Genomic DNA, 14,367 nt, shown 5'->3' with positions numbered 1-14,367 from the left:
CTCGGCCTCGCTGAGCGGCACCAGGGGCGCCACCACCCCCACACTCCTCGACCGACCCTTCCAGACCAAGAGAGGCGGAGCTCATGGGAGCGCAGATGCGGATCTACCGCCAGCGCATCAAGTCCGTCCAGTCCATCAAGAAGATCACCAACGCGATGGAACTGATCGCGGCCGCGCGCGTCGTCAAGGCCCGCCAGAAGGCGGCCGAGGCGATGCCGTACACGACCGCCCTGACGCGCGCCGTGTCCGCCGTGGCCACCAACACCAACGAGGACCACCCGCTGACGACCGACAACCCCGACGCCAAGCGCGCCGGTGTCGTCATCATCACCGCGGACCGTGGCCTCGCCGGTGCCTACTCCGTGTCCGCCATCAAGCGCAGCGCCGAGCTCATCGCGCACCTGCAGGCCGAGGGCAAGGAGGTCTCCTCCTACCTCGTCGGTCGCAAGGCGGTCAGCTACTACAAGTTCCGCCGGCGCGAGTACGCCGCCGAGTGGACCGGCTTCTCCGACGCCCCGACGTTCGAGAACGCCAAGGAGATCGCCGACCGGATCACCGCGGACTTCCTCAAGGACTACGCCGAGGGCGGCCACGACGAGATCCACGTCGTCTTCACCCGCTTCCGCTCGATGGTCCGCCAGGAGCCGCACGTGCTGCGACTGCTCCCGCTCGAGGTCGTCGAGGCCGACGACGAGGGCGAGGAGGGCCTGGACCTCACGGTCAACCGGTACGAGGACGGGCAGATCCCGCCCGAGTACTCGTTCGAGCCGAGCGCGTCCGAGGTGCTGGACCAGCTGCTGCCGAAGTACGTGCGCAACCGCATCTTCACGGCGCTGCTGTCCTCGGCGGCGTCCGAGCTCGCGGCACGCCAGCGCGCCATGAAGTCGGCGACGGACAACGCGACGGAGCTCATCAAGACCTACCAGCGCCTGGCCAACCAGGCCCGCCAGGCCGGCATCACCCAAGAGATCAGCGAAATCGTGGGCGGCGCGAACGCCCTCGCGGACGCCCAGAAGTAACCCGCCCAGAGGTAAGGAAGTCAACCACCATGACTGCAACCGTCAGTGACAACGCTGTGGCTGCCGAGGCCGCGGGCGGCGTCGGCCGCATCTCCCGCATCATCGGCCCGGTCGTCGACGTGGAGTTCCCCGTCGACGCGATGCCCGAGCAGTACAACCTGCTCACCACCGAGGTGACCCTCGCCGGCGAGACGAAGGACCTCAACCTCGAGGTCGCCCAGCACATCGGCGACAACATGGTCCGCGCCATCTCGCTGCAGCCGACCGACGGCCTCGTCCGCGGCTCGGCCGTGCAGGACACCGGCGGTCCGATCACGGTCCCCGTCGGCGACGTGACCCTCGGCAAGGTCTTCAACACCACCGGCGTCTGCATGAACCTCGCCGAGGGCGAGACCCTCGAGGTCTCCGAGCGCTGGGGCATCCACCGCAAGGCCCCGGCCTTCGACCAGCTCGAGTCCAAGACGACGATGTTCGAGACGGGCATCAAGGTCATCGACCTGCTGACCCCGTACGTCCAGGGTGGCAAGATCGGCCTCTTCGGTGGCGCCGGTGTGGGCAAGACGGTGCTCATCCAGGAGATGATCGCCCGCGTGGCCCGCGACCACGGTGGTGTGTCGGTGTTCGCCGGTGTCGGCGAGCGCACCCGTGAGGGCAACGACCTCATGGTCGAGATGGAGGAGGCGGGCGTCCTCGGGCAGACCGCCCTCGTCTTCGGCCAGATGGACGAGCCGCCGGGCACGCGTCTGCGCGTCGCCCTGTCGGCGCTGACGATGGCGGAGTACTTCCGCGACGTCCAGAAGCAGGACGTTCTCCTCTTCATCGACAACATCTTCCGCTTCACGCAGGCCGGTTCCGAGGTCTCCACCCTCCTCGGGCGCATGCCGTCCGCCGTCGGCTACCAGCCGACCCTCGCCGACGAGATGGGTGTGCTCCAGGAGCGCATCACCTCGACGCGTGGTCACTCGATCACCTCGATGCAGGCGATCTACGTGCCCGCCGACGACTACACCGACCCGGCCCCCGCCACGACGTTCGCGCACCTCGACGCCACGACCGAGCTCTCGCGTGACATCGCGTCGATGGGTATCTACCCCGCCGTCGACCCGCTGACCTCGACCTCGCGCATCCTCGACCCGCGCTACATCACGGCCGAGCACTACAACACCGCGGTGCGCATCAAGTCGATCCTCCAGCGCAACAAGGAGCTGCAGGACATCATCGCGATCCTCGGCATCGACGAGCTGTCCGAGGAGGACAAGATCCTCGTCAACCGCGCGCGCCGCATCCAGCGCTTCCTGTCGCAGAACACCTACGTCGCCAAGCAGTTCACCGGCATCGAGGGTTCGACGGTGCCGCTGGTCGACACCATCGAGGCGTTCACGAAGATCGCCGACGGCGAGTACGACCACGTCGCCGAGCAGGCCTTCTTCATGTGTGGTGGCCTCGACGACGTCGAGCGTCAGTGGGCGGAGATCCAGAAGAACCTCTGACCACTGTGCCAGTCTGACCGCATGTTCCATGCGACCCGAGGACGGGGAGGAGCCCAATGGGCCCTCCCCGTCCGACGTTGGCACCAGCCATCGAGACGTCTCGCTCCGGCGACTCACCGCAACGACGACGGGCATGCCCTGGGTACGTGAGGTGTTGACGAGAGTGGACACACCGTCATCGCCGACGAGTTCACCACCTCGAGACGGAAGGACCCCTTCGTGAGCACGTCCACCCCGCAGGCCCCGCGCCACCGCGTCGTCGTCATCGGTTCCGGGTTCGGCGGCCTCTTCGCCACCCAGCGCCTCAAGCGGGCCGACGTCGACGTGACGCTCGTCGCCCGCACGACGCACCACCTGTTCCAGCCGCTGCTCTACCAGGTCGCCACCGGCATCCTGTCCGAGGGCGAGATCGCGCCCTCGACGCGGGAGGTGCTGCGCCGCCAGGACAACGCGCGGGTGCTCCTCGGTGACGTCACGGGAATCGACCTGGCGAACCGCGCCGTCACCCACTCGACGGTCGGCCGCGAGACGGTGACCCCCTACGACTCGCTCGTCGTCGCTGCCGGGGCGGGCCAGTCCTGGTTCGGCAACGACGAGTTCGCCCGGCACGCGCCCGGCATGAAGTCGATCGACGACGCCCTCGAGCTGCGCGGCCGGATCTTCGGCTCCTTCGAGCTGGCGGAGCTCGCCTCGACGCCGGCCGAGATCGATCGGCTCATGACCTTCGTCGTCGTCGGCGCCGGGCCCACCGGTGTCGAGATGGCGGGGCAGATCGCCGAGCTGGCACGCCGCACCCTGCGCCGCGACTTCCGCCGCATCGACCCGACGAAGGCGCGGGTCATCCTCCTCGACGCCGCGCCGGCCGTCCTCGGCTCGTTCGGCGAGAAGCTCGGCGACCGCGCTGTGCAGCGCCTCACCTCGATGGGCGTCGAGGTGCGCCTCGGGGCCAAGGTCGTCGGGGTCGACTCGACGGGCATCGAGGTCGAGCGCGAGGACGGCAGCCGCGAGCGCATCGAGTCGGTCTGCAAGGTCTGGGCCGCGGGCGTCAGCGCCTCGCCGCTCGGTCAGCAGCTCGCCGAGCAGAGCGGTGCCACGCTCGACCGGGCCGGCCGGATCGCCGTGCAGCCCGACCTGACGCTGCCCGGCCACCCCGAGGTGTTCGTCGTGGGCGACATGATGGCGCTCGACAACCTCCCCGGCGTCGCGCAGGTCGCCATCCAGGGCGGGCGGTATGCGGCCGACCAGATCCGCCGCCGCCTCGAGGGCAAGGAGCCCAAGGGCCCCTTCGAGTACTTCGACAAGGGCTCGATGGCCACGATCTCGCGGTTCTCCGCCGTGGCGTCGGTGGGCAAGGCGCAGTTCAGCGGGTTCATCGCGTGGCTGCTGTGGCTCGCCGTCCACCTCGTCTACATCATCGGGTTCAAGCACCGGATCACGACGCTGCTGCACTGGGTCGTCAGCTTCCTGGGCCGGGGCCGGTCCGAGCGCACCGTGACCGAGCAGCAGGTGTTCGCCCGGCAGGCCATCCACGACCTCGGCGACCGGTTCCACCCCGAGCTGCCGCGCCTGCCCAAGGACCGGCCGCACGAGCCGGCGGACCGGTCGGCCTGAGCCCGGCCGCCCCGCCACCGACCGCGCCGGCCCCAGACGCGACGAGGCCCCGACCGCACGGCGGTCGGGGCCTCGTTCAGCGCCCGGTGGGGCGTCGTCGCGCCGTCGGCGGATGCCTCAGGCCGGCGTCGTCACGGGACGAGGCGCTCCACGGCCGCGCCGAGGCGGGGGAGTGCCGCCACGACGTGCTCCTTGGCCTTGCCGCGCAGCGTGCCGTAGACCTTCGCCGCGGCGCCGTGCGAGGTGTTCGCGGCCTTGGTGTCGGTGACGGACAGCAGCGCGTCGGCGACGGCGTCGGACTGGCCGGCCAGGTGCGCGCCGAACGGTGCCGCGCCCTTGGTCGCCCAGAACGGGTCGAGGGCCGAGGCGAACTGGGGCAGGAGACGGTCGGTGGCGCTCGAGACGAAGTTGCCGCCGAGCTTCTTGGCCGCGGCGTAGCCCGTCTTGACCGCGGCACCGCCGAAGCCGGACTTGTCGGCGACCTCGGCATCGATGACGTCGGTGAGGGTGTCGACCGCGACAGGGCGGCGGGTCGGGTCGAGGAGGGCGTCGGACACGGCAGTGCTCATGGATCGGACTCCTGTGGAGGGTGGGGGGATCGGTGCGGGCGGCGGGAGCCACCGCGCGGTACGGAGCATCCTTGCAGAGGCACTAAACTGCGAGGCACACCCCCACGATCCGGAGGAATTGTGAGTTCGCTCAAGGTTGAGATGGTCGCCGCCGACCGAAAGGTCTGGGAGGGCGAGGCCAAGTTCGTACGCGCCCGGTCCATCTCGGGCGAGCTGGGCATCCTGCCCGGCCACACCCCGCTGCTCGGCATCCTCGTCGAGGGCGAGGTCTCCATCGACTCCCTCGAGGGCGAGCGCAGCACGGTCATGGTCGACGGCGGCTTCCTGTCGGTCGACTCCGACGTCGTGACGATCGTCGCCGAGCACGTCGACGCATCCTCGCTCCAGACGAACCACTGAGGTTCGCGCGTGCCGTCCGTTCTCGTCTCCACCGAGATCGTGATCGGCACGCTGCTCGCCCTCGCCGTCGTCATCCTCACGACGACCTACCTCCGTCGGCGCTACATCGCGCGCGGCCTGCAGCTGACGCTCTGTGGCCTGCGCCAGCCCGGCACGGCCCGCTGGCGCCTCGGTCTCATCAGGTTCGGTGACAACGCCCTCGAGTGGTTCGCGCTCGGGGGCGTCTCCGTGCGCCCGAAGCGCCGCTGGGCACGCCAGCGGCTGCGGATCGAGGCCCCGGTGCCGCTGACCGGCACCGAGTCGATCCCGCTGCTGCCCGACGCCAGCATGGTGCCGTGCACCGACGGCGAGGCCGGCTTCGAGCTGGCCCTGCAGGGATCCGCCTACACGGCGCTGCGGTCCTGGCAGGAGGCCGCGCCTCCCGGCTACAACGTCAACGTCGCCTGACGCCGGGCGGACGACCCGCGCGAACTGCGCCGTGGCGCAGTTTCGCGCGGTCGATGGGCCCGGATCTGCGCTGGAAGTGCGCCGTGGCGCAGTTCGCGCGGCGCACGTGCGGACGGTCAGGCCCTGGCGCGTCGCTGGGGCTTCTCGACGCGGCCGCCGCCGGGCTGCCACAGGATGTCGCCGCCGATGGGCTTGTTGGCGACACGGGCCAGGATGAAGAGCAGGTCGGACAGCCGGTTGAGGTACTTCGCGGTGAGGACGTTGACCCCGCCGAGCCCCCGCGCGTCGCCGTCGCCACCGGGCTCGACGCCGTGCGCCTCGACGGCGGCCCACGCGGCGCGCTCGGCCCGACGCGTCACGGTCGTCGCGAGGTGCAGGTGGGCCGAGCCGGCGGTGCCTCCGGGCAGGATGAAGGAGCGGAGCTTCTCGACCTGGTCGAGGTAGTGGTCGCAGTCGGCCTCGAGGTCGTCGATCCACGGCTGCTCGACGCGAAGCGGCGGGTACTCGTATGAGGCGCGCAGCGGCGTCGAGAGGTCGGCCCCGACGTCGAACAGCTCGTTCTGGACGCGGCGCAGCGTCGTGACGACCTCCTCGGGCAGCTCGCCGCAGGCGACGGCGATGCCGATGGCGGCGTTGGCCTCGTTGGCGTCGGCGTACGCGTGCAGGCGCGGGTCGTTCTTGCTCGTCCGCGAGAAGTCGCCGAGGCTCGTCGTGCCGTCGTCGCCCGTCCGGGTGTAGATCCGCGTCAGGTTGACCATGGGGTCACTCTCTCACCCGGGCCGGCCCGGCCGGGTGGGCGGGTGACCCGGATAGGGTTCGGTGGGTGAGAGAGCGATTCCGTGTCGTCGGTGGGGCCCGCCTGGTCGGCGACGTCACCGTCGTGGGTGCCAAGAACAGCGCCCTGAAGCTCATGGCCGTGGCGCTGCTCGCCGAGGGCCGTACGACCCTGACGAACGTGCCGGCCATCGCCGACGTGACGATCATGGCCGAGCTGCTCCGGCGCCTCGGCGTCGACGTCGACTACGTGCCCGAGGACAACCGTGTCGTCCTCGACGTCCCCGCCACGATCGGCCACCGCGCCGACTACGAGCTCGTCCGGGCGCTGCGCGCCTCGATCTCGGTGCTCGGCCCGCTCGTGGCCCGCACCGGCCAGGCCGACGTCGCCGTGCCGGGCGGTGACGCCATCGGCTCACGTGGCCTCGACCTGCACGCCGCGGCGCTGGAGTCGCTGGGGGCCCGGGTCCACGTGACGCACGGCTACCTCGTCGCCGAGGCGCCCGACGGTCTGCGAGGCGCCGAGATCCGCCTCGACTTCCCGAGCGTCGGCGCCACCGAGAACGCCCTGACGGCCTCGGTCCTGGCCCGCGGTACGACGACGATCGACAACGTGGCCAGGGAGCCCGAGATCATCGACATCGCGACCATGCTCACCTCGATGGGGGCGCGGATCGAGGGTGCGGGCACCTCACGGATCGTCGTGCACGGCGTCGAGGCGCTGTCGCCGACCGAGCACGCCGTCGTGCCCGACCGCATCGCCGCCGGCACGTGGGCCTTCGCCGCGGCGACGACCCGCGGCGACGTCCAGGTCGTCGGGGGAGTGGCCGACCACCTCCGGGTGCCGCTCGGGATGCTCGCCGACGCCGGGTGCACCGTCGAGTCGACGGACCGCGGCTTCCGCGTCGCGGTGCGTGACGGCCGGCCGCGCTCGTTCGACGTCGCGACGCTGCCCTACCCGGGCTTCCCGACCGACCTGCAGCCGTTCGCGCTGGCCTACAACGTCGTCGCGGACGGCTCGGCGATGATCACCGAGAACCTCTTCGAGGCCCGCTTCCGCACCGTCCAGGAGCTGGCCCGCCTCGGGGCCGAGGCCCAGGTCGACGGGCACCACGTCATGACGCACGGCGTGCCGCTGCTGTCTGGCGCGCCGGTCGAGAGCAGCGACATCCGCTCCGGCGCCGCGCTGGTCATCGCGGGGCTGGTCGCCGAGGGCGACACCCTCGTCAGCGGCGTCCACCACATCGACCGCGGCTACCCGCGGTTCGAGGTGGCGCTGCGGGCGCTCGGTGCCGACGTCACCCGCGAGCCGGACGACGCCCCCGACTTCGAGTGAGCCCGTCCGCACGGTTCGTCGGGACTGCCCCGGTTCGTCCGTCGGGAGGCACTCGGACTCCTGCCGATCTGCACGCGCCGCACGTATTTTCTTGACTGGATCTTGACTCCTCAAGGCAACGTTTCCGGGACACGGCGCGTCATCATGGTGACGGCAGCCGCGTTGAGAGGGGTCCACGATGGCGCTGAAAACCCACCGCAGGGGACCGGTCCGAGTAGTCGACGGACCGGATGGGCACGACGTCATCATCGAGGGTCGCCTCGACATGCACACGGTGCCGGACATCCGCGACGCGATCCACGCGATCATCCCCCAGGGGCGCGGCGACATCCGCCTCCACCTGGCCGACGCCGAGATCGGTGACGCCACCGGGCTCGGGGTCCTCGTGCACCTGCATCGCCGTGCCACGCGCGCCGAACGTCGGCTGCTGCTCGTCGACCCGACCGACCGCACGACGCGCCTCGTCCGGGGTTGCCGCCTCGACCGCATCCTCGCGACGCAGACCGCCGCGACTGTGGCGCCTCTCACCGCCTGAGCGACTCCCCGGCGCAAGGGCCCGCCGCTACCGTCGAGCCATGTCCTCGACGGAGAGTGCCCCGCCCGCACCGGCCCGGCCGCAGCGCGACCGACCGTGGGTCATGCGGACCTACGCCGGCCACTCGAGCGCCGCCGCGAGCAACGCCCTGTACCGGCGCAACCTCGACAAGGGCCAGACGGGGCTGTCCGTCGCGTTCGACCTGCCGACCCAGACCGGTTACGACCCCGACCACCCGCTCGCCCGCGGCGAGGTCGGCAAGGTGGGCGTGCCGGTCAGCCACGTCGGCGACATGGCCGCACTCTTCGACGGCATCCCGCTGCGCGAGATGAACACCTCGATGACGATCAACGCCACGGCGATGTGGCTGCTCGCGCTCTACCAGGTGGCCGCCGAGCGGCAGGCCGATGACGCGGACGAGGACGCGGTGGAGTGGGTCCACGCGCTCGCCGGCACCACCCAGAACGACATCATCAAGGAGTACCTGTCGCGGGGCACCTACGTGTTCCCGCCCGGGCCTTCGCTGCGGCTCATCACCGACCTCGTCGCGTACACGGTGCGCGAGATCCCGAAGTGGAACCCCATCAACATCTGCAGCTACCACCTGCAGGAGGCCGGCGCGACGCCGGTGCAGGAGATCGCCTTCGCGATGTCCACCGCCGTCGCAGTGCTCGACGCCGTGCGCGACTCGGGCCAGGTTCCGGCAGAGGAGTTCTCGGCGGTCGTGGCGCGAATCTCCTTCTTCGTCAACGCCGGTGTGCGGTTCGTCGAGGAGATGTGCAAGATGCGGGCCTTCGTCGAGCTGTGGGACGAGCTGACCCGCGAGCGCTACGGCGTCACCGACGACAAGGCCCGACGCTTCCGCTACGGCGTGCAGGTCAACAGCCTCGGCCTGACCGAGGTGCAGCCGGAGAACAACGTGCAGCGGATCGTCCTCGAGATGCTCGCAGTGACCTTGAGCAAGGACGCCCGCGCCCGTGCGATCCAGCTGCCGGCGTGGAACGAGGCGCTCGGCCTGCCGCGGCCGTGGGACCAGCAGTGGAGCCTGCGGATGCAGCAGGTGCTCGCCTTCGAGTCCGACCTGCTCGAGTACGACGACCTCTTCGCCGGGTCGGTCGTCGTCGAGCGGAAGGTGGCCGAGCTCGTCGCCGGGGCGAAGGCCGAGATGGCGCGCATCGAGGAGATGGGCGGCGCCGTCGCGGCCGTCGAGTCGGGCTACATGAAGTCGGCGCTCGTCGCCTCGCACGCCGAGCGTCGTCGACGGATCGAGAGGGGCGACGAGGTCATCGTCGGGCTCAACCGGTTCGAGACCACCGAGCCCAACCCGCTGACCGCCGACCTCGGCACCGCGATCCAGACCGTCGACGCGTCGGTCGAGCAGGCCGCCGCCGAGGCGGTGCGCGCCTGGCGCGACTCGAGGGACGCCGACGCGTCCGACAAGTCCCGGGCGGTGTGGGCGCTGGAGCGCCTGCGGGCCGACGCGGCGTCGGGCACCAACCTCATGGCGGCCACGCTCGAGTGCGCCCGGGCAGGCGTCACGACGGGGGAGTGGGCTGGAGCGCTGCGCGAGGAGTTCGGCGAGTACCGCGCTCCCACAGGGGTCTCCGGGTCGGTGGGCGTCGGCGGTTCGGAGCCTGGCGACGACCTTGCTCGCGTCCGCGGGCTCGTCGCCCGCACCGGCGAGGAGCTCGGCGAGAAGCTGCGCCTCCTTGTCGGAAAGCCCGGGCTCGACGGCCACAGCAACGGTGCCGAGCAGGTGGCGGTGCGGGCCCGCGACGCCGGGTTCGAGGTCGTCTACCAGGGCATCCGCCTGACGCCCGAGCAGATCGTCGCGGCCGCGGTGGCCGAGGACGTGCACCTCGTCGGCCTGTCGATCCTCTCCGGCTCGCACATGGAGCTCGTGCCCGAGGTGCTGCGCGGCCTGCGCGAGGCCGGGGCGGGCGACGTGCCGGTCGTCGTCGGGGGCATCATCCCGGAGTCCGACGCCGCGGCGCTGCGCGAGGAAGGGGTGGCGATGGTCTTCACGCCCAAGGACTTCGGGCTCAACGAGATCATGGGCGAGATGGTCGGCGTCATCCGGCAGGCACGTGGTCTCGCGCCGCTCGAGACCGCACCGGCCTGACTGGCGTAGCGTCGGGGCATGAGCGACCTGCAGTGCGCCGCGCGAATCGTCGTCGTCAACCCGCCCGGGCTGGCCGACGTCGGCTGGCTCGCCTCGGCGATCCACCTCGAGAAGGTCCAGGCCGTCTACGCGGCCGACGACGTGCCCGACACCGGCCCGGTCGAGTCGCTCGCCGACGACCTCGGAGTGCCCTCGCACCTCGGCCACGGCGACCTCTCCGACGGCTCGGAGGGGTTGGGGCAGATCGTCGACCAGCACCGCGGCGAGACCGTCGTCGTCGTGCGCGGCGGGTCGGACGCCGAGCCGGTGCTGTTGATCGTCGACGCCGACGGGGTGTCGCGCCGGCCCCTCGAGGGCCTGGCCTGATGCCGCTCTCGGGCACGGCCGACGCCGTCGTCGCCGAGCTCGAGCAGGAGCGCACCGAGGAGGACCTCGCCAAGGTCCGCAAGCGGCTCGCCGAGGGCGAGGAGGCCATCGGTGTCCGCATGGGCACGCTCTTCGCGATCGCCCGGCGCCACACGAGCCTGCCGCTGCCTGAGGTCGAGCGCCTGCTCGCGCTGCCTGCGTACGAGCCGCGCCTCGCCGCGCTGTGCGTCCTCGACTTCAAGGCGCGCCGACGCCGCACCGGCGCCCACGAGCGCGGCACCCTGGCCCGCACCTATCTCGGCCACCACCACCGGATCACGACGTGGGACATGGTCGACCGGGCGGCGCCGAGGGTCATCGGACTGTGGCTCGTCGGGCGCGACAAGCAGATCCTGCGCGACCTCGCCGGCTCCTCCGACGCCCTGCGCCGGCGTACCGCGATGGCCGCTCCGCTCGGGTTCCTCGACACCCCCGACGTCGAGGCCGGCTACGGGATCGCCGACCTGCTCGCCGGCGACCGGAACCCCCTGGTGCACAAGCCTGTCGGCATCTTCCTCAAGCACGCGGCCGCCCGCGACGAGAAGCGCCTCCTGGCCTTCCTCGACGAGAACGTCGCGCGGATGCCGCGGCCCGCCGTGCGCCTCGCCGTCGAGAAGCTCCCGCCGGAGCTGCGCTCCCGCTACGTCTGACCCGCGTGACGCGTCAGACCCGCCGGGCGCATCGGACGCGGGCGCTCAGAAGAGGCGGGACTCGGCGTCGTCGATGCCCTTGAGGGCGTCGTAGTCGAGGACGACGCAGCGGATGCCGCGGTCCTCGGCGAGGGTGCGGGCCTGCGGCTTGATCTGCTGGGCGGCGAAGACGCCGGTGACCGGCGCGAGGTGCGGGTCGCGGTTCATCAGCTCGAGGTAGCGGGTCAGCTGCTCGACGCCGTCGATCTCGCCGCGTCGCTTGATCTCGACGGCGACGCTCGCACCGGCGTCGTCCCTGGCGAGGATGTCGACGGGGCCGATGGCGGTCATGTACTCACGGCGAACGAGCGAGTAGCCGTGGCCGAGGGTGTGGATGTGCTCGGCGAGCAGCTTCTGCAGGTGCGCCTCGACGCCGTCCTTGACGAGGCCGGGGTCGACGCCGAGCTCGTGGGCGCTGTCGTGGAGCACCTCGTGGATGAGCACCGAGAGGCGGTCCTCGGACTTCGCGTGCTGCACCCGCCACACGGCGACGACGCCGTCGCCGGACTGGCTCTCGTCGGGCTCGACCTCGGCCATGGTGCACGGCGGCGACATCCAGTTGAGCGGCTTGTACGAGCCGCCGTCGCTGTGCACGAGCACCGAGCCGTCGGCCTTGACGACGAGCAGCCGGGTCGCGAGCGGCAGGTGGGCGGTCAGACGGCCGTCGTAGTCGACGCTGCAGCGGGCAATGACGAGGCGCACCCGGTCACCCTAGAGCAGGGCGGCCCGGCCCCGTGCCACGTGGGCGCGTCACGCGGTGCCGTCGGGTGGGCGTCACGTGGGCGCCGTCACGTGGGCAGCGTCACCCCCGGTGCGGGTGTGGGTGGGCGGACGCCTCTGCGAGACTGCCACCCATGGCTCGTGAGTTCACCAAGGTTGGTGTCATCGGACTCGGCACGATGGGTGCCGGCATCGTCGAGGTCTTCGCCCGCAACGGCATCGACGTCGTCGCGGTCGAGGTCACCGACGAGGCGGTGGAGAAGGGCCGCGGCGTCCTGCAGCACTCGACCGACCGCGCCGTCTCCCGCGGCAAGCTGTCCGAGGACGAGCAGGCGACCCTCACGGCCAGGGTCCAGTTCACCTCCGACATGGCCGACCTCAAGGAGTGCCAGCTCGTCGTCGAGGCCGTGCCCGAGAAGCTCGAGCTGAAGAAGGAGATCTTCTCCCGCCTCGACGCCATCGTCGCCGACGACGCGATCCTCGCCACGAACACCAGCTCGCTGCCCGTCACCGAGATCGCCGTGGCGACGATCAACCCCAAGCGCGTCGTGGGCATGCACTTCTTCAACCCGGCCCCGGTGCTCCAGTTCGTCGAGGTCATCAAGACCGTCATCACGAGCGACGAGATCTTCGCCGACGTCAAGGCACTGGCCGAGCGCCTGGGCAAGAAGCCCGTCATCGTCGGTGACAAGGCCGGCTTCATCGCCAACGCGCTGCTCTTCGGCTACCTCAACCACGCCGTGTCGATGTTCGAGAGCCGCTACGCGACGCGTGAGGACATCGACGCCGCGATGAAGCTCGGCTGCGGCTACCCGATGGGCCCGCTCGCCCTCATGGACCTCATCGGCCTCGACACCGCCTACGAGATCCTCGACACGATGTACAAGCAGGGCCGCGACCGCCTCCACGCGCCGAGCCCGGTCATCAAGCAGATGGTCACGGCCGGCCTCAAGGGCCGCAAGAGCGGCCGCGGCTTCTACACCTACGCCGAGGCCGGCAGCTCGCAGGTCGTCGACGACGCCCTGACGCCGGCGCCCGCCGAGGCGTCAGGGGCCCCGACGCGTCCGGTGCACGCCCTCGGCGTCGTCGGCTCGGGCACCATGGCCACGGGCATGGTCGAGGTCTTCGCCAAGGCCGGCCTCGACGTCACCTTCGTCGCGCGGTCCGAGGGCAAGGTCGACGCGGTCCGCGCGGCCATCGAGCGCAGCCTCGAGAAGGGCATCCAGCGCGGCAAGCTGACCGAGGACGAGCGTGCCGCCGCCCTGGGCCGCATCACCGGCTCCACGCGGCTCGAGGACCTCGCGCAGGCCGACCTCGTCGTCGAGGCCGTCGTCGAGGACCTCACCGTCAAGCGCGCCCTGTTCGAGAACCTCGACGAGATCTGCCGGCCCGGCGCGATCCTCGCCACGACGACGAGCTCGCTGCCCGTCGTCGAGTGCGCGGCCGCGACGACGCGTCCGCAGGACGTGATCGGCATGCACTTCTTCAACCCCGCGCAGGTGATGCGGCTCGTCGAGGTCGTGCACACCGTGTCGACGGCCGACGACGTCGTGGCGACGGTCCAGCAGCTGTGCCGCACCATCGGCAAGCACCCCGTGACCTGCGGTGACCGCGCCGGCTTCATCGTCAACGCGCTGCTGTTCCCGTACCTCAACGACGCCGTCAAGATGCTCGAGGCCAACTACTCGACGGCCGACGACATCGACACCGCGATGAAGACCGGCTGCGGCCTGCCGATGGGCCCGTTCGAGCTGCTCGACGTCGTCGGTCTCGACGTGTCCCTCGCCATCGAGCGCGAGCTCTACCTCGAGTTCCGCGAGCGCGGCTACGCCCCGGCGCCGCTGCTCGAGCACCTCGTCACCGCCGGCTACCTCGGCCGCAAGACGGGCCGCGGCTTCCGCACCTACGCCTGACACCTACGCTGGGTGCATGCCCTCGCGCCGTCGTCCCAGCAAGCACGCGCGCGAGCACGTGCCGCTCGACGTGACCCGGATCCAGGGCGGGTCCACGCGTGAGGAGTCCTACGCCGGCGGGCGCTGGACGGTCCGCTCGGTGAGCGGGGCGTCCGCGACGCGTCCGTACCTGTGTCCCGGCTGCCAGCAGGACATCCTGCCGGGCGTGCCGCACGTCGTCGCGTGGCCGGCCGACGGCGTCGGAGGGGTCGATGACCGGCGCCACTGGCACACCGGGTGCTGGCAGCGCCGGGACGCCCGCCCGCCCGGCAACGCCTACCGCTGAGCACGACCGCCCC

The 14,367-nt window shown here is 71.2% G+C and carries 15 protein-coding genes; 12 read left to right on the top strand and 3 right to left on the bottom strand.

Annotation, left to right across the window (positions count from 1 at the left end):
* The first annotated feature begins 83 nt into the window (after positions 1–83).
* The 3 genes from AC3A5R_RS02875 to AC3A5R_RS02865 all read left to right on the top strand — a co-directional run bounded on the left by AC3A5R_RS02875 (position 84) and on the right by AC3A5R_RS02865 (position 4,120).
* The gene (locus tag AC3A5R_RS02875) at positions 84–1,019 is read left to right on the top strand and encodes a F0F1 ATP synthase subunit gamma (RefSeq protein WP_487619266.1); all 936 of its coding nucleotides are present in this window, start codon (positions 84–86) and stop codon (positions 1,017–1,019) included.
* Between the two features lie 29 nt (positions 1,020–1,048).
* Entirely contained in the window at positions 1,049–2,509 is a 1,461-nt protein-coding gene (gene atpD / locus AC3A5R_RS02870; RefSeq protein ID WP_487619265.1) for a F0F1 ATP synthase subunit beta, read from the top strand.
* Positions 2,510–2,728: 219 nt separating this feature from the next.
* Positions 2,729–4,120 (top strand): NAD(P)/FAD-dependent oxidoreductase, encoded by a 1,392-nt coding sequence (locus tag AC3A5R_RS02865; protein ID WP_487619264.1) that lies wholly within the window; start codon positions 2,729–2,731, stop codon positions 4,118–4,120.
* Between the two features lie 131 nt (positions 4,121–4,251).
* Here AC3A5R_RS02865 and AC3A5R_RS02860 read toward each other — a convergent pair whose 3' ends face one another.
* On the bottom strand, positions 4,252–4,689 hold the full coding sequence (locus tag AC3A5R_RS02860) for a DUF6918 family protein (RefSeq protein WP_487619263.1): 438 nt from the start codon (positions 4,687–4,689) through the stop codon (positions 4,252–4,254).
* Positions 4,690–4,809: 120 nt separating this feature from the next.
* On the opposite strand from AC3A5R_RS02860, the gene AC3A5R_RS02855 reads away from it, so the two are divergent.
* Both AC3A5R_RS02855 and AC3A5R_RS02850 read left to right on the top strand, forming a co-directional pair.
* Positions 4,810–5,088, top strand: coding sequence for a F0F1 ATP synthase subunit epsilon (locus tag AC3A5R_RS02855; protein WP_487619262.1), 279 nt, complete (start codon positions 4,810–4,812; stop codon positions 5,086–5,088).
* Positions 5,089–5,097: 9 nt separating this feature from the next.
* Positions 5,098–5,535: a DUF2550 domain-containing protein gene (locus AC3A5R_RS02850; protein WP_487619261.1), complete on the top strand. Its 438-nt coding sequence runs from the start codon at positions 5,098–5,100 to the stop codon at positions 5,533–5,535.
* A gap of 116 nt (positions 5,536–5,651) precedes the next feature.
* Here AC3A5R_RS02850 and AC3A5R_RS02845 read toward each other — a convergent pair whose 3' ends face one another.
* The gene (locus tag AC3A5R_RS02845; RefSeq protein WP_487619260.1) at positions 5,652–6,293 is read right to left on the bottom strand and encodes a cob(I)yrinic acid a,c-diamide adenosyltransferase; all 642 of its coding nucleotides are present in this window, start codon (positions 6,291–6,293) and stop codon (positions 5,652–5,654) included.
* Between the two features lie 65 nt (positions 6,294–6,358).
* On the opposite strand from AC3A5R_RS02845, the gene murA reads away from it, so the two are divergent.
* The 5 genes from murA to AC3A5R_RS02820 all read left to right on the top strand — a co-directional run bounded on the left by murA (position 6,359) and on the right by AC3A5R_RS02820 (position 11,357).
* Entirely contained in the window at positions 6,359–7,645 is a 1,287-nt protein-coding gene (gene murA / locus AC3A5R_RS02840; RefSeq protein WP_487619259.1) for a UDP-N-acetylglucosamine 1-carboxyvinyltransferase, read from the top strand.
* Positions 7,646–7,823: 178 nt separating this feature from the next.
* Positions 7,824–8,180, top strand: coding sequence for an STAS domain-containing protein (locus AC3A5R_RS02835; RefSeq protein WP_487619258.1), 357 nt, complete (start codon positions 7,824–7,826; stop codon positions 8,178–8,180).
* Positions 8,181–8,283: 103 nt separating this feature from the next.
* Entirely contained in the window at positions 8,284–10,302 is a 2,019-nt protein-coding gene (locus AC3A5R_RS02830; RefSeq protein ID WP_487620110.1) for a protein meaA, read from the top strand.
* 18 nt (positions 10,303–10,320) lie between these two features.
* A complete protein-coding gene (locus tag AC3A5R_RS02825; protein WP_487619257.1) occupies positions 10,321–10,668 on the top strand; it encodes a hypothetical protein in 348 nt (115 codons plus the stop codon).
* Positions 10,668–11,357 (top strand): DNA alkylation repair protein, encoded by a 690-nt coding sequence (locus AC3A5R_RS02820; RefSeq protein ID WP_487619256.1) that lies wholly within the window; start codon positions 10,668–10,670, stop codon positions 11,355–11,357. Before AC3A5R_RS02825 ends, AC3A5R_RS02820 begins: the two co-directional genes overlap by 1 nt.
* 45 nt (positions 11,358–11,402) lie before the next feature.
* Here the strand turns inward: AC3A5R_RS02820 and nucS are convergent, their stop codons facing one another.
* The gene (gene nucS / locus AC3A5R_RS02815) at positions 11,403–12,098 is read right to left on the bottom strand and encodes an endonuclease NucS (protein WP_487619255.1); all 696 of its coding nucleotides are present in this window, start codon (positions 12,096–12,098) and stop codon (positions 11,403–11,405) included.
* A 152-nt stretch (positions 12,099–12,250) separates the two neighbouring features.
* Between nucS and AC3A5R_RS02810 the strand changes: the two genes are divergently transcribed.
* Together AC3A5R_RS02810 and AC3A5R_RS02805 are read left to right on the top strand one after the other, a co-directional pair.
* Positions 12,251–14,029, top strand: a complete 1,779-nt coding sequence (locus AC3A5R_RS02810; RefSeq protein WP_487619254.1) for a 3-hydroxyacyl-CoA dehydrogenase family protein — start codon at positions 12,251–12,253, stop codon at positions 14,027–14,029.
* Between the two features lie 16 nt (positions 14,030–14,045).
* Complete coding sequence (locus tag AC3A5R_RS02805; RefSeq protein WP_487619253.1) at positions 14,046–14,354, top strand: hypothetical protein; 309 nt, start codon at positions 14,046–14,048, stop codon at positions 14,352–14,354.
* Positions 14,355–14,367 lie beyond the last annotated feature (13 nt).

It is taken from the genome of Intrasporangium sp. Soil_C_50 (genome assembly GCF_057656595.1).
The sequence above is the reverse complement of the archived record's forward strand: the minus strand, read 5'-3'. Positions and strand labels throughout refer to the sequence as shown.

What these genes read in the sequence shown, in the direction of transcription:
- AC3A5R_RS02825 (WP_487619257.1), top strand. Translation starts at nt 10,321, where the DNA reads ATGAGCGACCTGCAGTGCGCCGCGCGAATCGTCGTCGTCAACCCGCCC.
- AC3A5R_RS02845 (WP_487619260.1), bottom strand. Translation starts at nt 6,293, where the DNA reads ATGGTCAACCTGACGCGGATCTACACCCGGACGGGCGACGACGGCACG.
- atpD (WP_487619265.1), top strand. Translation starts at nt 1,049, where the DNA reads ATGACTGCAACCGTCAGTGACAACGCTGTGGCTGCCGAGGCCGCGGGC.
- AC3A5R_RS02835 (WP_487619258.1), top strand. Translation starts at nt 7,824, where the DNA reads ATGGCGCTGAAAACCCACCGCAGGGGACCGGTCCGAGTAGTCGACGGA.
- AC3A5R_RS02810 (WP_487619254.1), top strand. Translation starts at nt 12,251, where the DNA reads ATGGCTCGTGAGTTCACCAAGGTTGGTGTCATCGGACTCGGCACGATG.
- AC3A5R_RS02860 (WP_487619263.1), bottom strand. Translation starts at nt 4,689, where the DNA reads ATGAGCACTGCCGTGTCCGACGCCCTCCTCGACCCGACCCGCCGCCCT.
- AC3A5R_RS02805 (WP_487619253.1), top strand. Translation starts at nt 14,046, where the DNA reads ATGCCCTCGCGCCGTCGTCCCAGCAAGCACGCGCGCGAGCACGTGCCG.
- AC3A5R_RS02875 (WP_487619266.1), top strand. Translation starts at nt 84, where the DNA reads ATGGGAGCGCAGATGCGGATCTACCGCCAGCGCATCAAGTCCGTCCAG.
- AC3A5R_RS02820 (WP_487619256.1), top strand. Translation starts at nt 10,668, where the DNA reads ATGCCGCTCTCGGGCACGGCCGACGCCGTCGTCGCCGAGCTCGAGCAG.
- AC3A5R_RS02830 (WP_487620110.1), top strand. Translation starts at nt 8,284, where the DNA reads ATGCGGACCTACGCCGGCCACTCGAGCGCCGCCGCGAGCAACGCCCTG.